This is a genomic window from Clostridium carnis, assembly GCF_054657435.1.
The window spans coordinates 2,644,470-2,669,019 of the sequence record NZ_BAAHYS010000001.1; the positions used below are offsets into that span (position 1 = coordinate 2,644,470).

Below are 24,550 nucleotides of genomic sequence, written 5' to 3' on the forward strand. Positions count from 1 at the left end.
ATGGAAAAGAAAAAATGCGTGTGCATAGGTGTAAGTGGAGGAATAGCGGTTTATAAAGCATTAGATGTAATTAGTGCTTTAAGAAAAAACGATATAGATGTTAGAGTTATTATGACATCATCAGCTACTGAATTTGTTACACCCTTATCATTTCAATCTTTAAGTCAAAACATGGTTATTACAGATATGTTTTCGGAGCCTAAGGCTTGGGAGATACAACATATTTCTTTAGCTAAAAAAGCAGATTTATTTTTAGTAGTACCAGCTACTGCTAACATAATTGGGAAAGTAGCAAATGGCATAGCAGATGACATGCTTTCCACTACTATTATGGCAACTAAATCAAAAGTTATATTTGCACCAGCAATGAATACAAATATGTATGAGAATCCTATTGTTCAAGATAATATAAGAAAACTTTCAAAGTATGGATATGATTTTATAGAACCTGCTTCTGGAAGACTTGCATGTGGGGATTTAGGTAAAGGAAAACTTGCAGATGTTAACACTATTGTAGAAAGAGTATTAAAAGAGCTTAATATTAATGAAAAAGAAAAAGATCTTTTAGGAAAAAAAGTGTTAATTAGTGCAGGACCTACAATAGCACCAATAGATCCAGTTAGATTTATTACAAATAGATCAACTGGAAAAATGGGTTATGCTATTGCAGAAGAGGCTAAGAAGCGAGGGGCAGAGGTTATACTAGTCTCAGGTCCTACAAAGCTTCAAAAACCAAGTGGTGTAAAAGTAATTGATGTAAAAACTAATGAAGAAATGAAAGCTGAAATATTAAAGCATTTTTATGATAGTGATATTGTTATAAAATCTGCTGCTGTTGCAGATTATAAAGCAAAAGATTATAGCAATGAAAAGATTAAAAAAGGTAATGAAGATTTAAATTTAGTTTTAACTAGAGATAATGATATTCTTAAGTTCTTAGGGGATGAAAAGAAAAATCAAATTTTAGTAGGTTTTGCAGCTGAAAGCAATAATGTAGAGGAAAATGCTAAAAATAAGCTAATTAAAAAGAATTTAGATTATATAGTAGCAAATGATATAACATCTACAGAAACAGGTTTTGGAAGCGATGATAATAAGGTTATTATCATTTCTAAATCAGGAGAAAAAATTTTTCTAGATAGGATGAGCAAGAGGGAAGTTGCCTCGAATATATTTCAAACTATTTTGGGAAAGCGCTAAGTGCGCTTTTTTCTTCTATATAAGTGAATAAAGTAAAAATACCTAAATAAAAAGGGTGATAAATTTGAAAATATATGCAGAGATAATATTAAATAGCGATGCTTTAGATATAGATAAACCCTTTACTTATCAGGTTCCTTATGAATTGGAAGATTCTGTAGTCGTGGGGAGTTTAGTTAAAGTACCTTTTGGAGTGAAAAATAATTTAATACAAGGATTTGTTTTAAATATTGAAGAGAAAGAAGACATTAAAGGTATAAGAATTAAAAAGATAAAAGAAGTTATTTATGAAGAATCAATTTTAAGCTTAGATGATATAAAGCTTATTGAATTTATAAGAGAAAGCTATCTTTGTAAATATATAGATGCAATAAGATTATTAATTCCACAAGGAGCACTTAAAGGTGTAAAAAACAAAAGTAGGAAAGTAATAATTTTTATAAAAGATATAGAAAATGAGACTTTAAAAGAAAAATATAAAGATTTATTGGATTTTATAAAAGAAAACGATGGAGTTTTTCAGAAAAGTGAAATTACAAAAAAATACTCATTTTCATTATATAAACTAAATAAATTAATAGATGAAGGGTATTTAGGAGTTACAGAAGAAGTTGTATATAGATATAATACAAAGGAATACAGAAGTTTTGAAAAAAATAAGTTAACTGATGAACAAATAAATGTGTTAGAAGAAATAAAAAATAGCGATGAAAAAATATTTCTTTTAAAAGGTGTAACAGGATCTGGAAAAACTGAAGTATATATGAATTTAGTAGAAGAAGCTATTAATGAAGGTAAATCCGCTATAGTTCTTGTACCAGAAATATCTTTAACTCCTCAGATGATAGAACGCTTTAAAGGGAGATTTGGGAAAAATGTAGCATTATTCCATAGTAAACTATCGGATGGGGAGAGATATGATGAATGGTATAGAGTTAAAGAAGGAAAAGCGAAGTTAATAGTTGGAGCAAGAAGTGCATTATTTTTGCCAGCAAAGAATTTAGGTCTGATAATTATAGATGAAGAGCATGAAAACACATATAAATCAGAACAAAATCCTAAATATCAAACTAAGGAAGTTGCTGAGTTTTTAAGTAAAATTAAAGGATGTAGAGTTATACTTGGTTCAGCAACACCAACTATAGAAAATTATTATAGGGCAATATCTGGAGAAATAAAACTATTAGAGTTAAAAAATAGAGTAGCTAAAAGACCTATGCCTACTATGGAAATAGTAGATATGAGAAAAGAATTAGATGATGGTAATATCTCATTATTTAGTAGGAAATTATATCATGATATTTCTATGACATTAGAAAAAAAAGAGCAGGTAATATTATTTTTAAATAGAAGAGGATTTTCAACCTTTGTATCATGTAGAAGTTGTGGATATGTATTTAAATGTTCGGATTGTGATATTTCAATGACATATCATAAAAATGGATTTTTGGTATGTCATTATTGCGGAAAGGCAGAAAGGGAAAAAAAAGTATGCCCTAAATGTAATAGTAAGTATGTAAAATTTTTTGGAGCTGGAACTCAGAGAGTAGAAGAGGAAGTGAAAAAATATTTTAAAGAAGCAAAGGTCTTGCGAATGGATGTTGATACAACTAGAAATAAGGATTCTCATGAAAAAATTTATAATGCTTTTAAAAATAAAGAGGCTGATATATTAATAGGAACTCAAATGATTTCTAAGGGATTAGATTTTGAAAATGTAACATTAGTTGGTGTTCTTGCAGCAGATATATCAATAAATATTCCTGACTATAGGGCGGCAGAGAAAACATTTCAAATAATAACTCAAGTTGCAGGGAGAGCAGGAAGAGGGAACAAGGAAGGAACTGTTATTATTCAAACTTATACTCCGGATCATTACAGCTTAAAATATGCAAGAAATTATGATTATGAAGGGTTTTATAGTGAAGAGTTTGCAATAAGAGGTTTGATGTATTACCCTCCTTTTGGTAAAATACTATTAGTTAATGGTATATCTAAAAATGAAGATAGTCTAAAAAGTTTTATGAAAACATTAGCTTTAGAGTTTGAAAAAATAAAAAAAGAATATTCTTCTATAGAAATGCTAGGACCTGTTCCTTGTATTGTAACTAAAATAAAGGATAACTATAGATGGCAAATACTATTTAAAGGAGAAGTACCTTTAGAATTTTGTAAAAAAATAAAGAATAGACTTTATGAGCTTAATAAGAATGTATATAATGAAATAAAAGTGACAATTGATATTAATCCAAATAATATGACCTAGGAGGAATAAAAAATGGCGATTAGGAATATAAGAAAAAAAGGCGATGAAGTATTAAGAAAGAAATGTAAGGTTGTAACAGAAATTACACCAAGAACTTTAAAGCTTTTAGAAGATATGGCAGATACGATGTATGAAGCAGATGGTGTTGGGTTAGCAGCTCCACAAGTTGGAATACTTCAAAGAATATTCGTAATAGATATATATGATGATGAAGGTTTAAGAGTATTTATAAACCCAGAGATATTAGAGAAGAGTGGATCGCAAATTGGTGAGGAAGGGTGTCTTAGCATTCCAGGAGAACTTGGAGAAGTTGATAGAGCAAATTATGTAAAAGTTAAAGCTTTAAATGAAAGAGGAGAAGAATTTATTCTTGAGGCTACAGAACTTTTAGCAAGAGCAATACAACATGAAAATGACCATTTAAATGGAGAGCTATTTATAGATCATGTTAAGTAAGGAGGGGTAGAAATGAAAATAGTATTTATGGGAACTCCAGATTTTTCTGTTCCTTCTTTAAAAAAGTTAATAGATGTTTATGGAGTAGAAAGTGTATTTACTCAACCTGATAAACCAAAGGGACGAGGTAAAAAAATGGCATTTTCGGCAGTTAAAGAAGTAGCTATAGAAAATAATATACCTGTATATCAACCTATAAAGTTAAAGGATGATAGAGAATGTATAAATTATTTAAAGGACTTAAGTCCAGATTTTATAATTGTAGTTGCTTTTGGACAAATATTAACAAAGGAAGTCCTAGATATACCTAAATATGGCTGTATTAATTTACATGCATCTTTACTACCTATGTATAGAGGTGCAGCACCTATTAACTGGGCAATAATTAAAGGAGAAAAGAAATCAGGAAACACTACAATGCTTATGGATGTAGGACTTGATACTGGTGATATGCTTCTTAAAAATGAAGTTGAAATAACTGAAGACATGACTGCTGGAGAATTACATGATAAGCTTATGGAATCAGGAGGAGACTTACTTATAGAAACTATTGAAGGATTAGTTAGTAAAGAAATAAATCCAGATAAGCAAATTGGAGAAACTTTTTATGCTAAAATGTTAAATAAAGATCTTGGCAAAATTGATTGGAAAGATTCTGCAAAAAACATTCATAATTTAGTTAGAGGTTTGAATCCTTGGCCTATTGCACATACTACTTACGATGGGCTTAATATGAAAATATTTAAAAGCAGTATTTTAAATGAAAAAAGCAATAAAAATCCAGGAACTATTATTAGTGTTTCAAAAAGTGGTGTTAAAGTAGCTACAGGAGAAGGGGTTATTTTAATTGAAAAGGTACAGTTTCCTAATGGAAAGCCTTTAACTATAGAACAATATATAAATGGTAATGAAATTAAAGAAAATTTAATTTTACTATAAGTAATTTATAGGAGGGGTTGTTATGTTTTATCCAGGATTTTATTTTGATCCCACATATTTAATATTAATACCAGCAGTAGTAATTGCTTTTTGGGCTCAAATGAAAATTGATAATGCTTATAAAAAGTATAGAGAAGTAAGAACCATGAGCGGTATTACAGGAAGTCAAGTTGCAAGAAATATTTTAGATGGAGCAGGACTTTTTGATGTGAGGCTTGAAAGAGTAAATACACATTTAGGAGATCATTATGACCCAAGTAGTAGAGTTGTTAGGCTTTCTCCAGAAGTTTATGATGGCGCTACAATTGCAGCAGCAGGTATAGCAGCACATGAATGTGGTCATGCAATTCAACATCAGACGCATTATAGTCCACTAGTATTAAGAACTAAAATTGCACCAGTTGTAAATATAGGAAGTAAGGTTTCAATTTTTTTATTTATGATAGGAATATTTTTTAGTTCGCCTTTACTAGCAAAATTAGGTATAATATTCTTTGGTGGGGCTGTGCTATATCAATTAATAACTCTACCAGTAGAATTTAATGCATCTACAAGAGCACTTACTATATTAAAAGCTAAAGGTTTTTTATATGGTGATGAAGTTAAAGGAGCACAGAAGGTTTTAGACGCAGCAGCAATGACATATGTTGCAGCAACACTTATGGCTATTTCTCAATTAATTAGATTAATAGCATTAAATAATAGATATAATGATAATTAAGAGGTAGAAAGATGAACAGTAGAAAACTTGCAAGACAAATAATTCAAAGAGTTTTAGAGGAGGGTGCCTATTCTAATTTAGTTCTTTCAAATGAATTAAATAGTAATGATATATCAGATAAAGATAAAGGACTAATTACTGAAATAGTGTACGGAACTTTAAGAAGAAAGAAAACATTAGATGTTATAATAGGAAACTTTGTAAAAGATATAAAGCTTATGGATGAAACGATATTAAATATATTAAGAGTCGCTATATATCAAATACATTTCTTAGATAAGGTTCCTGAATATGCAGCTTGTAACGAAGCTGTAGAAGAAGCGAAGGAAGTATCAGAAGAGGCTTCAAAGCTTGTAAATGGTATATTAAGAAATTATATTAAAGACGAAAAAGAGTTAATTGTACCAGGCAATAGAATAGATGAATTAGCGTATAAATTTTCACTTCAACCATGGATGATTAGATTGTTTATTAAACAATATGGAGAAGAAAGAACTTTAAAATTAATGGCTGGATTAAATGAAACTCCAAAAGTTACAGTGAGAATTAACGGAACAAAAGCAGAATATGATGATGTTTTTGATAAGTTAGAAGAAATGGGTTATGAAATAGAAGAAGGATATGCATGTCCAGAAGCCATCTCAATTAGAGGTGGAAAAGGAATAGAAAGTAATGAATTATTTAATGATGGACTAATTACAGTTCAAGATGAAAGTGCAATGCTTGTTGCTCCGTTATTAGATATTAAAGAAGGGGATAAAGTATTAGATTTATGTGCAGCACCTGGTGGGAAAACTACTCACATAGCAGAACTATTAGAGAATACAGGTGAAGTGTTAGCATTTGATTTGCATGAAAATAAATTATCATTAATAGAACAAAATCTTAAGAGATTAGGATTAACAAATGTTAAGTGTGATGTTTTAGATGCAACTAAATTAAATTCAAAGTATGTTTCTTATGCAGATAAAGTACTTATAGATGTTCCATGTTCAGGGCTTGGAATAATAAGAAAGAAACCAGAGATAAAATGGAATAAAACAAGACAACAATTAAAGGATTTAGTTCCTATTCAAAGAGAAATTATGGATAATGCATGGCAATATTTAAAACCAATGGGTACATTAGTTTATTCAACATGTACATTAAATAAAGAAGAAAATGAAGAAAACATAAATTGGTTTTTATCAAAATATAAGGATGCTAAAATTGAAAAAATATATGTAGGTAATAATAGCAATTTTATATACAATAAAGATGGAAGTTTAACTATACTTCCTAATGATTCAATGGATGGATTCTTTGTTGCTAAGATTGTGAAAACAGTGTAGGTGAATATATGGAAAACATATTGGATTATACTTTAGAAGAACTTTCTATATGGATGAAAGAAAATGGAGAAAGTGCATTTAGAGCTAACCAAGTAATGACTTGGATATATAAAGAAGTTTTTAACTTTGAAGATATGAAAAATATACCTAAGGCATTACAAGAAAAGCTAAAAAACTCACTTTATATTGGGATTCCAGAAATTGTAGAAAAATATGAATCTAAAATAGATGGCACACAAAAATTATTATTAGGATTCAAAGATGGAAATATAATTGAAAGTGTAATAATGAAATATAAGCATGGTAATTCTATATGTATTTCTACTCAAGTTGGGTGCAGAATGGGTTGTAAATTCTGCGCTTCAACTTTAAATGGAAGAGTTAGAGATTTAACAGCAGGAGAAATTCTATCACAAATTATAGTAGCTCAATCCTTAATAGGTGAAAGAATATCAAATGTTGTTTTAATGGGAAGTGGAGAGCCACTTGATAATTATGATAATGTAATTAAATTTTTAAAACTTGTCAATGCTGAATATGGATTAAATATAGGGCAAAGACATATAACATTGTCTACTTGTGGATTAGTCCCTAAAATTTACGATCTTGCAGATAAAGATTATAGTATTACTTTAGCTATATCACTTCATGCTGTAAGTGATGAAAAAAGAAGAGCGATTATGCCTATTGCTAATAAATATTCAATTGATGAAATTTTAGAAGCATGTAGATATTACATAGAGAAAACAGGTAGACGTATAACTTTTGAATACTCTTTAGTTTCAGGAGTAAATGATGATAAAGAAGATGCAAAGGCTTTAGGTAAGTTACTTAAGGGTCTATTATGCCATGTAAATTTAATTCCAGTAAATGAAATTAAAGAAAATACTCTTAAGAGACCTTCAAAAAAGACAATATTAGATTTTGAAGAGATACTAAAAAATCAAGGTATAGAGGTGACTGTAAGAAGGGAAATGGGAAGCGATATAAATGCAGCCTGTGGACAACTAAGAAGAAAATTTTTAGCTACCTAAAACTAAAGGGAGAGGGTATGAATGGTTGGTATAAAAACTGATATTGGTAATGTAAGAAAGTTAAATGAAGATTATGCTGATTATATTTGTAGAGAGGAATATAGTCTATATGTTGTAACTGATGGAATGGGTGGTCATAATGCAGGAGAATTAGCAAGCAAAATTGCCTGTGAAGAAGTAATTACATTTGTTAAAAGTAACTTCAATACTATAAATAAAGAAGAAGTTTTAAAGAAAGCAATAGAATATGCTAATTTAAAGGTTTATGAGTTTGGTCACTCAGATAAAGAGTATAATGGAATGGGAACAACATTAGTTGCTTGTTTAGTAACTAATGAATTTATACAAGTTGCAAATGTAGGAGATAGCTCATGTTTTGGTATAAAAAATGAAGTTATAACAAAAATTACAAAGGATCATTCTTTGGTACAGGAGCTTTTAGATATAGGCTCAATAACAAATGAAGAAGCAAAGCGACATCCTCAAAAAAATATTATTACAAGAGCAATAGGAACAAAAAATTTAGTTGAGATAGATTTGTTTGTTGTTGAAAAAAATAAATTTGATTTATTTATGCTTTGTACAGATGGATTAACAAATGAAGTAAACTTAAATGATGTAATAAATACATTAAGAGGAGAAGAAAATCTAGAAAATGCTTGCGAAAAACTTATCTCGTTATCAAAAAGTAAAGGTGGTAGAGATAATATAACTGTAATTTTATTTGGAGGAGAGGTGTAATATGAAGGGAGTAATACTAGGCGATAGATATGAGCTTCTTGAAAAAATAGGTGAAGGTGGTATGTCAGAAGTTTATAAAGCAAAATGTAATAAACTTAATAGATTTGTAGCTATTAAGATATTAAAAAAACAATTTGCAAATAATGAAGAGATATCTCAAAAGTTTAAAAGGGAAGCTACTGCTATAGCAAATTTATCAGATACAAATATAGTTAATATTTTGGATGTAGGGACTCAAGGGGATATTGATTATATTGTTATGGAACTTGTTAGTGGTAAAACCTTAAAGGATGTAATAAATTTTAATGGAAAGCTAACTTATACAACAGCTATAAGAATTGCATTACAAGTTGCTAAAGCTTTAGATTGCGCTCATAAAAATAATATAATTCATAGAGATATAAAACCACAAAATATAATGGTTACTGAAGGTGGAGAAGTAAAGGTTACTGATTTTGGAATAGCAAAATCAACTGACTCACAAACAATTACAAATACAACAAGCATTATAGGTTCAGCACATTATTTATCACCAGAACAAGCAAAAGGAACATATATAGATTGTAGAGCTGATATTTATTCTTTCGGAATAGTTCTTTATGAAATGCTTACAGGTAAGTTACCCTTTGAGGGAGATTCTCCAGTTACCGTAGCTTTAAAGCATTTACAAGAAGAACCTATACCTCCTAAAAGTATTAATCCAGCTATTCCAGATAGTTTAAATAAAGTTGTATTAAAGGCAATAGAAAAAGAACCTTTAAAAAGATATCAAAGTGCTAAAGAAATAATTCAAGATTTACAAAAGATACAACAAAATCCAGATGTTATTATAGGAGAAAGTGCTAATTATAATAATCAGCATACAATAGTTATGGCTCCAATTACATCACCTAGTGATAAGACAGAGGTTATTTCAAGTATTAAAAGTGACTACTATGATGATGAAGAAGAATATGAAGAAGATGAAGAAGATGATGATTATGATGAAGAGGAATATGAAAAAAAATCCTCAAAGAATAAGAAATCTAAAGGCAAGAAAAATTTAAGTAAGGTTTTATTTGGATTAATCATTGTGGTATCAGTAGCAATACTTGGAGCAGTAGGATATTTTATGGCAACGGGAACTGGTGGAAAAGAAGTTGCTGTTCCTAATATAGTTGGTAAAAATATTGATGAGGCTAAAATTGAACTTTCAAAGCTTGGACTTCAATTAGAGGTTGTAGAAACTAAGAAAAGTGATAAACCTGAAAATACAATTTTAAGTGTAGATCCAAAGCCTGGTACAAATGTTAAGAAAAAATTTAGTGTTAAGGTAGTTGTATCTGGTGGCGAGGAAAAGTTTAAAATGCCTAACTTCAAAGATTATGAAGTTACTAATATTAAGCAATATTTAGAGGCTCAAGGATTTACAAATTACAAAATAGTAGAGCAAAATAGTGAAACAGTTCCTAAGGGATATTATATAAGCCAAAAGCCAGCAGCAACAACTGAAATCAAAAAGGATACTGCTATAGAAATTGCAATAAGTAAGGGACCAGAAGTTAAACTTGTTAAAGTTCCTAGTGTTGTAGGACATAAAGAAGGAGAAGGAAAATCTACTCTTGAAAAATTAAAGTTAACAGTAACTGTGGAAACAAAAACTACTAATAATAAAGATGAAGATGGAAAAATTCTTTCTCAATCAATAACTGATGTTGAAGTTAAAGAAGGTGAAACTGTAGCAATAACAGTTGGGAAATTTGAACAGAAGACTATTGATGTAAAATCATTAGGTATATATCAAGGAATGACAGTAGGTAAGGCTGTAGCTATATTGAAAAGTAATGGACTAAATGTAGACTTTGATGGACCAAAGGATGAAAATGCAACAGTAACTGCTTTTACAGAGAGTGTAAAAGAAGGTGGGACAGTCATATTAACAACTAAAGCAAATGAAGTAAATAATGAAAATCAGGGAAATAGTCAAGGGAACGGTCAGGGAAATTCTACAAATCAAACACAACCAAATGGCCAAAATCATTAGTATATAATAAAAAATCAGCTTAATGCTGATTTTTTATTATATTATGGCAATAAATACAAAAAAATATTTGCATTTTTTAATTAAATCTGTTTATTATAAATAGGAAGAATAAAATACATGGAGGAATTATGGAAGGAAAAATAATAAAAGGAATTGGTGGATTTTATTATGTTAAAACTAAAGAAGGGCTTATAGAGTGTAAGGCTAGAGGAAAGTTTAGACATAAAGATATGAAACCTATGGTAGGAGATAATGTTGACATTAAGGTTGAAAATGGAAAGGGTGTAATTGAAGACCTGTTAGAAAGAACTTCTGAACTTATAAGACCTACAGTGGCAAATGTAACTCAGGCCTTTGTTGTTTTTGCAATTAAAAATCCAGATATTAATTTTGATCTTTTAAATAGATTCCTAATTCTTTGTGAATACAATAATATTGAAGCTATAGTATGCTTAAATAAAGTTGATTTAGTAACAGAAGAAGAAAAAGAAGAGGTAAAGAAGAAAATTAATGATATAGGATATGACGTACTATATATTAATGCAAAAAAAGGAGAAGGAATAGATCTTCTAAAAGAAAAATTAGAAAATAATGAAACAGTTTTATGTGGACCATCAGGAGCAGGAAAATCTACATTAATTAATACATTAATTAATAGATCTTATATGGAAACAGGAGTAGTTTCTGAAAAAATAGGAAGAGGTAAACATACGACAAGGCATAGCGAACTTATAGAGATAGAAAATGGATATCTAGTAGACAGTCCAGGATTTTCAAGTTTAGAAGTTAGCTTTATGGAAAAAGAAGATTTAAGATACTGCTTTCCGGAATTTGAAGACTACAATCATAATTGTAAATTTAGAGGATGCCTTCATAACAAGGAACCAGAATGTGCAGTGAAAAATGCTGTTGAAAATGGTAAAATAAACGAGTATAGATATAATTTTTATATAAGAACATTAGAAGAAATAATGGATGGGAGGAAAAATAAATGGTAAAGATATCACCGTCAATTTTATCAGCTGATTTTTCAAAATTAGGTGAGGATATTATAAATGTAGATAAGGCAGGTGCAGATTTCATACATATAGATGTTATGGATGGATCATTTGTTCCAAATATAAGTCTTGGATTACCAGTAATTAAATCAATAAGAAATAAAACAGATAAGGTTTTTGATGTTCACTTAATGATAGAAAATCCATCAAAGTTTATTGATGATTTTATCGCAGTAGGAGCAGATATTATAACGATTCATTATGAAGCAGAAAAGCATATAGATAGAGCTATAGAATATATTAAATCTAAAGGAATAAAGGTTGGAGTAGCATTAAATCCAGGAACACCAACGATAGTATTAAAGGATATTATAGCAAAGCTAGATATGGTTCTTATAATGTCAGTTAATCCTGGATTTGGAGGACAAAAATTTATTTCATATGCTTTAAATAAAATAAAGGAAGTTAAAGAAATGAGTAGAGGGATTAATGAAAATCTTTTAATACAAGTAGATGGAGGCGTTGATAAGAATAACGCTAAAGAAATTATAGAAGCGGGTGCTAATGTATTAGTTGCAGGATCAGCTATTTTCCGCGATGGAAACCTTAAAGAGAATATTTCTAAAATAAGAGGGGTTTAATAATGAGAGCTTTAATTCTATCTGGAGGAAAAGCTCCATCAAAAGAACTTCTTTTAAGCTTAGTTAAAGATGTTGATTTAATAATAGGAGCAGATAAGGGGTGTGAAACTTTAAAAAAGTATAATATAATACCACACTATATAGTAGGTGACTTTGATTCTGCATCTAAAGAAATAATAAAAATATTGGAGAGTAAAGGGGTACGTAAAATACAATTTCAAAAAGAAAAGGATTTTACAGATACAGATATAGCGTTTAATTTAGCAGTGGAAAAAGGAGCTTTGGAAATTGTTTTATTAGGTGTTACAGGTACTAGATACGATCACTCTTTAAGCAATATTGGATTATTAAAAAAAGCATTAGATTTAAATATAAAAGCAAAAATAATAGATGATAATAATAAAATATTTTTAACAAATAAACCATTAGTTTTAACTGGAAATAAAGGTGATACAATATCTTTTCTTGCGTACTTTAATAAAGTAAATAAGCTTACTTTGAAAGGCTGTAAGTATGAACTAAATAATTATGATTTAGAGGTAGGAGATGGACTAACAACATCAAATGAGTTTTTAGAGTCACCTATTAATGTAAATTTTGAAAGTGGAATCTTAATGATACTTTATACAAAAGATTAAAAAATATAAAAAAATAATCACTGAATCCTTCTTATTTGCATACAATAAATATTAAGGGTACAGTGATTATTTTTTATGGATAGGGGGATTGGAATGAAGATAATAGCAATTAAATTACCAAAATTTATTTCAAATTTTATAAAGTTTTTTAGAAGAGGTAAATAAATTTATACATATGACGAACATGTTAAATAGCCTCAATTAAAATGATAAATTTTTTAAATTTTTGGCAAAATAAAAAATGCGATTGTTAAAAACAATTGCATTTTTTATTTGAACTTATATTGCTCTTTGAACCTTACCAGATCTAAGGCATCTTGTACATACATGAACTGTTTTTGGTGTTCCGTTAACTAAAGCCTTTACTCTCTTTATGTTAGGAGCCCAAGTTCTCTTTGATTGACGATGTGAGTGGGAGTATTGTGTACCTGATACAACCCCTTTGTTACAAACTTCGCATCTTCTTGCCACTTGAAAACACCTCCTTATGTTGTGAAGATAATTTCTCTTCAATAGGACAGATTACATTTTATCATATAACATAATAAAAAAGCAATAGAAAATAAAAAAAAGTTAAAAAAATAAAAAACAATAAATATAAGCTCCTTTTCATATAATAAGGAAAAGAAGATTTACTTGAATAATAAAGATAAGTAATATAAAATATAGTATAAGGATATTTATAAGGAGGTTTCTATATGGTAGGATATTCAAATGAAATTGGAAATATACATTACTCCGAAGAGGTTTTAGCTAAAATAGTAGGGCTTTCAACAATGGAGTGCTATGGTGTAGTTGGAATGGTTTCTAAAAGTGCTACAGAAGGTTTCTGGGAACTTATGAGAATAGAAAATCTAAGCAAAGGCGTTAAGCTTAAGTTTAATGAAGATGATAAATTAGTTATAGAATTATTTGTTATGGTTGAATACGGAACAAAGATTTCTGTAATAGCTAATAATATTATACAAAAGGTGCGTTATAGCGTGGAAAACTTTACTGGATTAAAAGTTTCATCTGTTACAGTAAATGTTCAAGCTGTTAGAGTCTAGGAGGTAAAAAGATGAAATATCAAAAAATAAATGGCCATGATTTTTATAACATGGTTGTTAATGCTAGTAATAGATTGTTAGAAGAAAGTAGCTATGTAAATGCGTTAAATGTATTTCCTGTTCCAGATGGAGATACAGGAACTAATATGTCAGCTACATTTAAGGCGGCTGTAAAGGAAATAGAAGGTTTAAATACATCTTCCATTGGAGAAGCATCTAAAAAGCTTGCTAAGGGAGCTTTAATGGGAGCAAGAGGAAACTCAGGTGTTATTCTTTCACAGATACTAAGAGGAATCTCAAAAGGATTAGACGGTAAAGAGGAAGTAAATACAGTAGAGTTTGCAATAGCTATTCAAGAAGGAAGTAATGCTGCATATAAGGCTGTTATGAGACCAACTGAGGGAACAATTCTTTCAGTAATAAGAGCTGCTGCTGAAGCTGCTATTGATTCAGATGCTAAAGATTTAATAGAGTTATTAGATGTAATAGTTAAAGAATCTAAAATTATGCTAGATAAAACACCAGATTTATTACCAGCTTTAAAAAAAGCTAAAGTTGTAGACTCAGGTGGAATGGGATTATACATAATTTTAAAGGGTATGTATGATGCATTAAGAGAAGATATTAAAGCAGAGATAAAAGATATTAAGCCATCAGAAGCAGGTGGATCACAAGGTGCTCAAGGTACAGAGGAAATTGATATAAAATTTGGATATTGTACAGAGTTTATAATACTTGGAGATGCTAATAAGGCTAATGGTTTTAAAAATGAGATAGAACCACTAGGGGACTCAATGATAGTAGTAGGATATGAGGATGTTATAAAGGTTCATATTCATACAAATGATCCAGGTGCTGTTTTAGCTAAAGCAGTAAAGCTTGGTGAATTATCTAAGATAAAAATAGACAATATGAGAGAAGAGCATAGAGAACTTTTAATAAAAGGTGAAGATTATGTTAAAGAAGTAGCTAGCGAAGAAGAAGTTGAAATGAAAAAATATGCATTTGTTTCTGTAGCTATGGGAGATGGAATTACAAATATATTTAAAGATTTAGGTGTTGATTATGTAATTGAGGGTGGTCAAACAATGAACCCATCAACACAAGATATTATGGAATGTGTTTCAAAGCTTAATGCTGAACATATATTTATATTACCAAATAATAAAAATATAATTATGTCAGCAAATCAAGCAGCTGAAATTTCAGATAAAGACGTAAGAGTAATACCAACAACTACTATTCCTCAAGGAATAACTTGTATAACTATGTTTAATGCTGATGTTGAAGTTAATGAAAATGAAGAAACTTTAAAAGAAGCTATGAATATGGTAAAGACAGGCTCTGTAACATATGCTGTTAGAGATACTGAAATAGATGGAATAGAAATTAAGGAAGGTAATAACTTAGGTCTTATTGAAGGGAAAATAAAGAAAGTAGGAGAAGACTACTGTAAGGTTGCTGAAGAAGTTCTAGAAGAAATGATTGATGAAGATAGTGAACTTATAACTATATTTTATGGTTCTGATGTAGATGAAGAGGTTGCAAATGAGTTTGTTTCAAAATTAGAAGAAAAATATGAAGATTTTGATGTACAATGTTATAAAGGTGAGCAACCACTTTACTATTTCATTATGGCAGTAGAATAATAATTTTAAATTAGCACAAGATGTTACTTTATTTACATAGGTAACAACTTGTGCTTTAATATTATATGATTTTATTAATTTAGAGGTGTAGAGATGGATATTTCTAACGAGGTTTCTACCCTTAAGGGTGTAGGACCAAAGTTAACAGAACGATTAAATAAATGTGGTATTTTCACTGTGTTTGATTTGCTTTTATATTTTCCAAGGGATTATGAATTTATAAGGGGAAATATTGAATTTAATGAAATAGATGGAGAAGAAAAACAAATTTTAACCTGTAAAGTTATATCATTTGAAAAGGATATAAAAACAAAAACAGGTAAATTTATAACTACAATTAAATTTAGTTATAAAGATCATATTGTATTGGGTAAATGGTTTAATCAAAGATTTATAAAAAATTCTTATAAATTAGGAAGTGAATATGACTTAGTAGGGAAATTTAAAAAAATAGGAACTACTCTAGAAGTTATAAACCCTATAATTGGATGCAAAGATGCAAAAAAAAGCGAAATTATTCCTAAATATCCTTTAAAAGGTGACTTGACAGATAAAATTATTACAAAACTTATAAATCAAATACTTGATGATGTAAAAATATGTGAGAATATTCCTTTGAATATATTAGAGAAATATAAAATGATAGGTCTTGAAGAGGCTATTAGAGAGATTCATTTTCCTAAAGGTAAAATAGAATTAGAAAATGCAATTGCAAGATTAAAATTTCAAGAGCTATTTACATATTCAATGAAGTTATTACTTTTGAAAAATAATTTGAGAGGAAAAGAAGGTATTTATTTTGATTGGGTAGAAGAGCTTAAAGATTTAAAATTATCTCTTCCATTTAGTTTAACAGAGGCACAAACAAAAGTTATAAGAGAAATACTAAGAGATCAAAAAAGTAAATATTCAATGAATAGACTTGTACAAGGAGATGTAGGAAGTGGTAAAACTATAGTTGCAATTATAGCATTATTCAATGTGGTTAAAAATGGATACCAAGCGTCTCTTATGGTTCCTACAGAAATATTAGCTAATCAGCATTATTTAGAAAGTAAAAAACTTTTAGAGGATTTTAATGTAAAGATAGAGCTTTTAACAGGAAGCACAAGTAATAAGGAGAAAGTTAGAATTAAAGAAATAATTTCTTCTGGAGAGCCAGTATTAGTTATAGGAACTCATGCATTAATACAAGAAGATGTTAATTTTAAAAATTTAGGATTAGTTGTAACTGATGAACAACATAGATTTGGAGTAGAGCAAAGAAGTAAGCTTATTAATAAGGGAAAAAGGCCGGATGTTCTTGTTATGACGGCAACACCTATCCCAAGAACTTTAGCTTTATATATGTATTCAGATTTAGATGTTTCTATTATAGATAAATTACCACCAGGTAGAAAAAAAATAGATACAAAATTTTTTAAGGATGAGGAAAGAAATAAAGCTTATAGTTTAGCATTAAATGAAGTCAAAAAGGGAAGACAAGTATATATAGTTTGTCCATTAATAGAAGAGGATGAAAAAAATAAGTTGAATTCAGTGGAAAAACTTTATTTAGAACTTAAGGATGGAGTATTTAAAAATATTCCTATAGAAATTCTACATGGAAAAATGAAGCCGAAAGAAAAGGATAATATAATTACTTTATTTAAGGAAGATAAAATTAAGGTAATTATTTCAACAACTGTTATAGAGGTAGGTGTAAATGTTCCAAATGCATCAGTTATGATTATTGAGAATGCTGAAAGGTTTGGATTAGCACAGCTACATCAACTAAGAGGAAGAGTAGGTAGAGGTGGGTATGAATCATATTGCATTTTAATTGCAAATGCTAAAAGTAATACAACTAAAAAACGTATGGAAATAATGACTCAATCAACAGATGGATTTTTTATATCTGAGCAAGATTTAAAGCTTAGAGGGGCAGGAGAAATGTTTGGACTTAGGCAAAGTGGTGATCAGGAGTTTGTACTAGCAGATATATATGAAGATATAAATATATTAAAATGTGCAAGAGGAGAAGCAAATATATTAATAAATTCAAAAGAAATTCAGCATATAAAATTATGTAGAGAAATATCAAAATCTCTTGAAAGATGGAGTCGATATATATGTTTTAATTAAAAAAATTGTATATACAAAAATATTATGATAAAATTAAAACGATAGTACTTAAGGAGGAAATTTAATGAGAATTATAGCTGGAAAAGCAAGAGGACGAAAATTAATACCTCCTGCAACTATGGAAACAAGACCAACATTAGACAGAGTAAAGGAAGCTATGTTTAGTATGATTCAGGGGTATATACCTGATGCTAGGGTTATTGATGTATTTGCAGGAACAGGAAGCTTAGGGTTAGAAGCTGCAAGTAGAGGAGCAGAGGAAGTTTATTTAGTAGATAAAAGTCCAGTTACTTTTCCTCTTCTTAAAGAAAATATAGAAAATTTAAAGTTTACCGAGTTCTGTATGCCTTTAAATATGGATTCTTATGAGGCTTTAAAAAGTCTTTCTAAACAGGGAAAAATATTTGATATTATATTTATAGATCCTCCATATTGTAAAGAAATGATACCAGAAGCTATAAAATTAATAGAAGAGCTAAAAATGTTAAAAGAAGATGGAATAATAGTTACGAAGATAGATAGTATTGAAGGAATATATGAAGGGTATGAAGAAATAAAACTTACTCAAAGTAGAAAATATGGAAATACCACAGTATGTTTTTATAAATATAAGTAGAGGGCTTAGAGGGTGGATGTGATGAAGATAGCAGTTTATCCAGGAAGCTTTGATCCAATAACTAATGGTCATTTAGACATAATAACTAGAGGATCTAAAGTTTATGATAAACTTATTGTGGCAGTTTTAGTTAATGTAGATAAAAGGGGACTTTTTGATATTGAAGAAAGAGTAGAACTTATAAAAAAAGTTACTAAAGAATTGCCTAATGTAGAGGTTCTTAGCTTTAATGGATTATTAGTAGATTTTGTAAAAATGCATAGTGCTAATGTAATTTTAAAAGGATTAAGAACAGTTTCGGACTTTGAGTATGAAATGCAAATGGCATTAATAAACTCAAAGTTAGATTCAGAAATAGAAACTGTTTTTATGATGACTTCACATGAATATTCCTTTATAAGCTCTTCTTCAGTTAAGCAAGTTGCAAAATTTGGTGGTAATATTAATGGATTAGTGCCGAAAGAATTAGTAGACGATATAATAAGTAGAATTTAAATAAAGGGGTGGAACTTTGTGGATAAACTTGAGGTTAATGTTTTAGAGCTTTTGGAGTATTTACAGGAGTTAATTGATACAGCACCAAAGGTGCCTATAACAGGAAAAACAGTAATTGATAAAAAAGAATTTATGGAAGTAATTGATCAGATTATAAATTATTTACCAGATCAGTTTAAGAAAGCTCAGTGGGTAATGACTGAGAAGGATAGAATTTTAGAAGATGCTCAAAAAGAATATGAAAATGTTAAAAGAGAAACTATGGAGATAATGAAACAAAATATAGAAAATCATGACATAGTTAAAGAAGCTAAGCTTAGAGCAAATGAAATAATTGCCCTAGCACAAAGAGATGCTAAGGCAATTAGAATTGGATCAAGAGAATACTCAACTGAAATACTTGCTCAACTTGATAGAGAGTTAGAGATAAAAAAAGCTACTATTATACAAGGTATGCAGGCCTCTTTTGAAAAAGTTGCTAGAGAGATAGATGAAAATATGACTGAAACTGGTAATATGATTAAAGAAAATATTTCTGAACTAAGAGGAATGTAACTTATTTAAATTTTTATAAATAATAGATAATATTAGTGATAGTAGTAAAAAGATTATTATGGGTATAATAAATTTATAATAATTTTCATATATATTTACATTTTGTATTGGTGTAGAAGTAGGTGTTGAAATAATGAAAATATTACTTGCTATAAATGTTATTATAAAACTAATAATACCTTGGATAAGTTTCCAAAAAATATATTTACCCATTGAAGGGTTACAGTTACTTACTACCGAACTTACTTGAGCAATTACTGATAAGCTAGAAAAAGAACAAATAAAACTTATCATACTTAATTTTAAATTTATTGATAATGAAGAAAGTGATATTAATTTGCAACCATTAGTAAACTCGATACTACCTAGAAATAGGTTGTAAAGAGTTCCTTTTGGGATTTTAATAAAATTTTCTAAATCGTTAAAAACAATGCTAATATAAGCATTGTTTTTTATTATGCTTATAAAAACAGAAAATATTATAACAAAGGCTGCAACATTTAAAGTGGTAGATATTCCACCATCTATAGCATCTTTTAGTTTAGTTCCAAAATTTCTAGTATCTATATTTGATGAAGTGTAATTTTTTTCAACTATAGAATTACTAGATTTTTTTGTTAAAAAACCTACAATGATTATAGATAAATAATTAGCTATAAGAAGAATATAACCCATTTTAGAATCAGATAACATACTTGCACCTACAGATCCAAGTATAAAAATTGGCCCGGCATTTGATGCTATATTTAATAATCTTTCATATTCTTCTTTTTCTATATAATTTAAAGAATATATATCAGAAGAATATTTAGCCCCAAGAGGATAGCCACAAATAAAACTTGCTGCAATTGGAAATGAACAGTTTTTTGATAATCTAAGAGGTTTACAAATTAATGGTCCTAATAATTTTGAGTAAAGGGTTATCCCATCATAAGAAATTAAAAGATTACAAATAACACTAAAGGGAAATATAGTTGGCAAGATAGCTTTTACAACTAAAGAAGATCCCTCTAAAGCAGCGCTCATACATCCTTCTAAATTTAAAATAAAAAGAACTATAAATAAGGTAATACAAAAGCATATTATGTAATTTTTCTTAATATTTAAAAGTCTTAGTAAAACAACAATAAGAAAAATGATAAATAGCCACAAGAATATAATACTAAACATGAAAATCTCCTCCCATCTATAGATATATATGCCTGTGGCTAATTAATATTAACTTTTTATTAATGGAGAAATTAAATAATCACTAAAAAACTTAAGTTTTGGATTAAGCAATGAGTAACAATTTGTCCCTTGAATATCTAATTTTAATAGTGGGTTTTCTGTATAACGTGGTATTTTTGTAATTATAGGAATTGATGAAGTTTTTTTCATTTTCTTTAAAATCTTCATACCAATATTATTAAAACCTAAAACCCTACAATATAAATTCTCGTAAGCAATTAAATCATTATAATTATAATTATCAATTCCAATAAAAATTTGAGTTAAAATTCTTGATATTTTAGTATAAGTATATCTTTTGCTTTTTATATTTAAGATTAATTCTTCATAAGAGTTACTATTGTAAATTTCCTTTAATATTTTATTATCAAGACCTTCTGAAACATCAAAAAGATTGTTAAAATTTATACAATTATTTATGAGTTTAAATTTAATATAATTAAACATATTTTCTTCAAAAATAAAAGGATAATTTGTATCATATAAATTTTTAAAGATATCATATGAAGCTTTTGGCATATTAGAAGCAATTTTTTCAATAGAAGTTGAATTTTTTAGGCTTTCTCTAATACTAGTTGCAGAAGAAAAATTTAAGCTAAGATTTTTATCATTATAAGAGGATCCCTCTCTTTTTAAAGTTAATGGTTTAATTGAACTATTAAGAGAAATAAGTGCCTTTATATATTCTATACCTAGAATGTTATTTGAGTTAATTAGAATTTCGCTTAAAGAAGAATCGTTAAGAAATTCCATTAATGCCTTTTCTCTTGCTTTAGCAAAAGTAACTCCAGAGTTAAGATTTAATTTAAGGGCATTTTTGAAATTTTCTGGTTCATTAATTAATACTTCAGATATTTTAGTTAAATTTTCTACATTTCCACATTCACTTCCAAAAAAAATGTTATTAATTACTCCTAATGAGTTAAGAATAGAAATTGATCCTTTAGCAAAAAACTCTGCTGAGGATAAAGCATAAAAAGTTGGTAATTCTATTACTAGATCAACACCATTTTCTAAAGCCATTTGAGTACGGTTCCATTTATCAATTATAGCTGGACCGCCTCTTTGAACATAATTACCACTCATTATACATACTATTCCATCACATTTTGTTTGTGATTTAGCAGAAGTTAAATGATGTAAATGTCCATTGTGAAAAGGGTTATATTCTGTTATTATTCCTGTTATATTCATATTTACACTCCTTAATGGGAAATATAAAGACATTATAACATAAGATAAAAGTTTAGTAGTATAGAAAAAACCTTATTAAAGCTATATTAAAGAGTGATACTTGGAAAATTCTGAAAATTTTAAATATAAAGAATTAAATCTTTGAGATATTTTCTTGTTGAAAATTATAGTTATTTAGGAGTATATTAGTATATGAAGATTAATCCGTGTCCAGTTGAAAGGAGTAATGAATATGGAACTTATGAAAAAATTATGGGATGCAGCTAAGGCTGACAAAAGAAGAATAGTTCTTCCAGAAGGTGATGAAGAAAGAACTATAGTAGCTTCACAAAAGATAAAAGAATTAGGTCTTGCATATCCAGTTTTAGTCGGAGATGAGGAAAAAATTCAAGCAAAAGCAAAAGAGCTTGGAGTAAATTTAGAAGGGGTTGAAATAGTTAACCCAGATAAATCAGATAGACTAGAAGATTATATTAAAGCATTCTACGAATTAAGAAAAAATAAAGGAATGACAATGGAAAAGGCTGAGAGAATTGTAAGGGATCCATTATACTTTGGAACTATGATGGTTAAACTTGACGATGCGGATGGAATGGTTTCAGGAGCAATACATACTACTGGTGACTTATTAAGACCAGGGTTACAAATAATAAAGACTGCACCAGGAGTTTCTGTAGTATCAAGTTTCTTTATAATGATGGTACCAGGATCAAAATACGGTGAAGAGGGAATGCTATTATTCTCAGATTGTGCTGTAAATCCAAACCCATCATATGAACAGTTAGCTGCAATAGCTATAGCTACAGCAGATACTGCAAAATCATTATGTAAAATAGAGCCTAAGGTTGCGATGCTATCTTTCTCAACAATGGGTAGTGCAGATCATGAAATGGTTGACAAAGTAAGAAAAGCTACAGAACTTGCAAAAGAATTAAGACCAGACTTATTAATTGATGGAGAGTTACAGTTAGATGCAGCTATAGTTGATAAAGTTGCTTCACAAAAAGCTCCAAATAGTAAGGTTGCTGGAAAAGCTAATGTTTTAATATTCCCAGATTTACAAAGTGGAAATATTGGATATAAGTTAGTTCAAAGATTTGCAAATGCAGATGCTATAGGTCCTATGTGTCAAGGTTTTGCAAAACCTATAAATGACTTATCAAGAGGATGTAGCTCAGAAGATATAGTAAATGTTGTTGCATTAACAGCGGTTCAAGCACAAGCACAAAAATAATTAGTTAGGAAGGGGTAAATACCAATGAAAGTATTAGTAATAAATTGTGGTAGTTCATCATTAAAATATCAATTAATAGATATGAGTACAGAAGACGCTTTAGCTCAAGGGTTAGTGGAAAGAATTGGAATAGAAGGTTCAGTTTTAACTCAAAAGGTTGAAGGAAGAGATAAATATATAATTAAAACTCCAATGCCTGATCATAAAGTTGCAATAAAATTAGTTTTAGATGCTCTAGTTGATAGTACAAACGGAGTAATTTCATCAATGGATGAAATATCAGCTGTAGGTCATAGAGTAGTACATGGTGGAGAAAAATATAAGGGATCTGTTATTGTAACTGAAGAAGTTAAAGATTATATTAGAGATTGCTTTAAATTAGCACCACTTCATAATCCAGCAAATATGATAGGTATAGAAGCTTGTGAAGAGTTAATGCCAAATACACCAATGGTTGTTGTATTTGATACTGCATTCCATGGAACAATGCCAGAAGAAGCATATCTTTATGCACTTCCATATGAATTATATGAAAAGCATGCTATAAGAAAGTATGGTTTCCATGGAACTTCACATAAATATGTATCACAAAAAGTTGCTGAAGTTATGGGAAAAGATATTAAAGATTTAAAGATAGTTACATGTCATTTAGGAAATGGAGCAAGTCTTTGCGCTGTTAAGGACGGAGTTTCAATTGATACATCAATGGGCTTTACACCACTTGAAGGGGTTGCTATGGGAACAAGATCAGGTAATATAGATCCTGCTATAGTTACTTTCTTAATGAAAGAAGAAGGATTATCAGTTGATGAAGTGAATGATTTATTAAATAAAAAATCAGGTGTTCTTGGAATATCAGGAATTAGTTCAGATTTTAGAGATATTGAAGATGCTGCATTTAAAAATGATATTCATAGAGCTAAATTAGCATTATCTATATTTGAATATAAGGTAAGAGCTACAATTGGATCATATGCTGCTATAATGGGTGGTGTTGATGCTATAGTATTTACTGCTGGTGTTGGTGAAAATGGACCAGAAACTAGAGAAGCTATATTAAAAGGATTAGAATTCTTAGGTGTAGAAGTAGATACGGAAAAAAATAACGTTAGAGGAAAAGTTAGAGAAATATCAAAAGAAGGCTGCAAAGTTAAAGCTTTTGTTATTCCAACTAATGAAGAATTAGTAATTGCTAGAGATACTGTTGAATTAATAGAAAAGTAATTTTAAATAAGGTGCATAATTATTAGAATTGCAATTTCGAATAAACTGCTTGACTTTTAATCATGCACTTTATATAATAAATTGTGTTTATTCAGCAAATATTTATCTAAGGAGTGAAAAAGGGGCTTTGCTCAAGCTATGTACATAATGTACATAATGTATCCTAAAGGATACGAGGACTTAGTCCAGAGT

At 29.0% G+C, this 24,550-nt stretch carries 23 protein-coding genes; 20 read left to right on the top strand and 3 right to left on the bottom strand.

Annotated features, from left to right (window positions below; all coding sequences use genetic code 11):
* The 12 genes from coaBC to ACYQ1T_RS12810 all read left to right on the top strand — a co-directional run bounded on the left by coaBC (position 1) and on the right by ACYQ1T_RS12810 (position 12,988).
* Positions 1–1,200 carry a bifunctional phosphopantothenoylcysteine decarboxylase/phosphopantothenate--cysteine ligase CoaBC gene (gene coaBC, locus ACYQ1T_RS12755; RefSeq protein WP_459835374.1) on the top strand — a complete coding sequence of 400 codons (1,200 nt, stop codon included), beginning with the start codon at positions 1–3 and terminating at the stop codon, positions 1,198–1,200.
* Positions 1,201–1,264: 64 nt separating this feature from the next.
* Complete coding sequence (gene priA / locus ACYQ1T_RS12760) at positions 1,265–3,466, top strand: primosomal protein N' (protein ID WP_459835377.1); 2,202 nt, start codon at positions 1,265–1,267, stop codon at positions 3,464–3,466.
* 12 nt (positions 3,467–3,478) lie between these two features.
* A complete protein-coding gene (gene def / locus ACYQ1T_RS12765) occupies positions 3,479–3,922 on the top strand; it encodes a peptide deformylase (protein WP_459835379.1) in 444 nt (147 codons plus the stop codon).
* Positions 3,923–3,934: 12 nt separating this feature from the next.
* Positions 3,935–4,861: a methionyl-tRNA formyltransferase gene (gene fmt, locus ACYQ1T_RS12770; protein WP_459835382.1), complete on the top strand. Its 927-nt coding sequence runs from the start codon at positions 3,935–3,937 to the stop codon at positions 4,859–4,861.
* A gap of 22 nt (positions 4,862–4,883) precedes the next feature.
* Positions 4,884–5,582: a zinc metallopeptidase gene (locus ACYQ1T_RS12775; RefSeq protein ID WP_459835385.1), complete on the top strand. Its 699-nt coding sequence runs from the start codon at positions 4,884–4,886 to the stop codon at positions 5,580–5,582.
* 11 nt (positions 5,583–5,593) lie between these two features.
* Positions 5,594–6,913 carry a 16S rRNA (cytosine(967)-C(5))-methyltransferase RsmB gene (rsmB, locus tag ACYQ1T_RS12780; protein ID WP_459835387.1) on the top strand — a complete coding sequence of 440 codons (1,320 nt, stop codon included), beginning with the start codon at positions 5,594–5,596 and terminating at the stop codon, positions 6,911–6,913.
* A gap of 8 nt (positions 6,914–6,921) precedes the next feature.
* Complete coding sequence (gene rlmN, locus ACYQ1T_RS12785) at positions 6,922–7,947, top strand: dual-specificity RNA methyltransferase RlmN (protein ID WP_459835389.1); 1,026 nt, start codon at positions 6,922–6,924, stop codon at positions 7,945–7,947.
* Positions 7,948–7,968: 21 nt separating this feature from the next.
* Positions 7,969–8,688, top strand: a complete 720-nt coding sequence (locus ACYQ1T_RS12790; RefSeq protein WP_459835391.1) for a Stp1/IreP family PP2C-type Ser/Thr phosphatase — start codon at positions 7,969–7,971, stop codon at positions 8,686–8,688.
* 1 nt (position 8,689) lies between these two features.
* Positions 8,690–10,711, top strand: coding sequence for a Stk1 family PASTA domain-containing Ser/Thr kinase (gene pknB, locus ACYQ1T_RS12795; protein WP_459835393.1), 2,022 nt, complete (start codon positions 8,690–8,692; stop codon positions 10,709–10,711).
* 128 nt (positions 10,712–10,839) lie between these two features.
* On the top strand, positions 10,840–11,709 hold the full coding sequence (rsgA, locus tag ACYQ1T_RS12800) for a ribosome small subunit-dependent GTPase A (RefSeq protein WP_459835396.1): 870 nt from the start codon (positions 10,840–10,842) through the stop codon (positions 11,707–11,709).
* Positions 11,703–12,350 carry a ribulose-phosphate 3-epimerase gene (gene rpe / locus ACYQ1T_RS12805; RefSeq protein WP_459835399.1) on the top strand — a complete coding sequence of 216 codons (648 nt, stop codon included), beginning with the start codon at positions 11,703–11,705 and terminating at the stop codon, positions 12,348–12,350. The genes rsgA and rpe overlap by 7 nt, the downstream gene beginning before the upstream one ends.
* A 2-nt stretch (positions 12,351–12,352) precedes the next feature.
* Positions 12,353–12,988, top strand: a complete 636-nt coding sequence (locus ACYQ1T_RS12810; RefSeq protein ID WP_459835402.1) for a thiamine diphosphokinase — start codon at positions 12,353–12,355, stop codon at positions 12,986–12,988.
* A 279-nt stretch (positions 12,989–13,267) separates the two neighbouring features.
* On the opposite strand, the gene rpmB is transcribed toward ACYQ1T_RS12810, so the two are convergent.
* On the bottom strand, positions 13,268–13,459 hold the full coding sequence (gene rpmB, locus ACYQ1T_RS12815) for a 50S ribosomal protein L28 (RefSeq protein WP_008678335.1): 192 nt from the start codon (positions 13,457–13,459) through the stop codon (positions 13,268–13,270).
* A gap of 227 nt (positions 13,460–13,686) precedes the next feature.
* On the opposite strand from rpmB, the gene ACYQ1T_RS12820 reads away from it, so the two are divergent.
* The 6 genes from ACYQ1T_RS12820 (at position 13,687) to ACYQ1T_RS12845 (ending at position 19,476) form a co-directional block, all read left to right on the top strand.
* Positions 13,687–14,037 (top strand): Asp23/Gls24 family envelope stress response protein, encoded by a 351-nt coding sequence (locus tag ACYQ1T_RS12820; protein ID WP_459835406.1) that lies wholly within the window; start codon positions 13,687–13,689, stop codon positions 14,035–14,037.
* 11 nt (positions 14,038–14,048) lie between these two features.
* Positions 14,049–15,686, top strand: coding sequence for a DAK2 domain-containing protein (locus ACYQ1T_RS12825; protein WP_459835408.1), 1,638 nt, complete (start codon positions 14,049–14,051; stop codon positions 15,684–15,686).
* A 93-nt stretch (positions 15,687–15,779) separates the two neighbouring features.
* On the top strand, positions 15,780–17,810 hold the full coding sequence (gene recG / locus ACYQ1T_RS12830) for an ATP-dependent DNA helicase RecG (protein ID WP_459835411.1): 2,031 nt from the start codon (positions 15,780–15,782) through the stop codon (positions 17,808–17,810).
* A 64-nt stretch (positions 17,811–17,874) separates the two neighbouring features.
* A complete protein-coding gene (gene rsmD, locus ACYQ1T_RS12835) occupies positions 17,875–18,426 on the top strand; it encodes a 16S rRNA (guanine(966)-N(2))-methyltransferase RsmD (protein WP_459835414.1) in 552 nt (183 codons plus the stop codon).
* 21 nt (positions 18,427–18,447) lie between these two features.
* Complete coding sequence (gene coaD / locus ACYQ1T_RS12840) at positions 18,448–18,921, top strand: pantetheine-phosphate adenylyltransferase (protein WP_459835416.1); 474 nt, start codon at positions 18,448–18,450, stop codon at positions 18,919–18,921.
* Positions 18,922–18,939: 18 nt separating this feature from the next.
* On the top strand, positions 18,940–19,476 hold the full coding sequence (locus ACYQ1T_RS12845) for an ATPase (RefSeq protein WP_459835418.1): 537 nt from the start codon (positions 18,940–18,942) through the stop codon (positions 19,474–19,476).
* Here ACYQ1T_RS12845 and ylbJ read toward each other — a convergent pair.
* Together ylbJ and ACYQ1T_RS12855 are read right to left on the bottom strand one after the other, a co-directional pair.
* The gene (gene ylbJ, locus ACYQ1T_RS12850; RefSeq protein WP_459835420.1) at positions 19,462–20,646 is read right to left on the bottom strand and encodes a sporulation integral membrane protein YlbJ; all 1,185 of its coding nucleotides are present in this window, start codon (positions 20,644–20,646) and stop codon (positions 19,462–19,464) included. The genes ACYQ1T_RS12845 and ylbJ overlap by 15 nt on opposite strands.
* Before the next feature lie 48 nt (positions 20,647–20,694).
* Complete coding sequence (locus ACYQ1T_RS12855; RefSeq protein WP_459835423.1) at positions 20,695–21,900, bottom strand: nucleotidyltransferase; 1,206 nt, start codon at positions 21,898–21,900, stop codon at positions 20,695–20,697.
* Between the two features lie 232 nt (positions 21,901–22,132).
* Between ACYQ1T_RS12855 and pta the strand changes: the two genes are divergently transcribed.
* Together pta and ACYQ1T_RS12865 are read left to right on the top strand one after the other, a co-directional pair.
* Complete coding sequence (gene pta / locus ACYQ1T_RS12860) at positions 22,133–23,134, top strand: phosphate acetyltransferase (protein WP_459835426.1); 1,002 nt, start codon at positions 22,133–22,135, stop codon at positions 23,132–23,134.
* A gap of 24 nt (positions 23,135–23,158) precedes the next feature.
* Complete coding sequence (locus ACYQ1T_RS12865; RefSeq protein WP_459835428.1) at positions 23,159–24,358, top strand: acetate kinase; 1,200 nt, start codon at positions 23,159–23,161, stop codon at positions 24,356–24,358.
* The last annotated feature ends 192 nt before the right edge of the window (positions 24,359–24,550 follow it).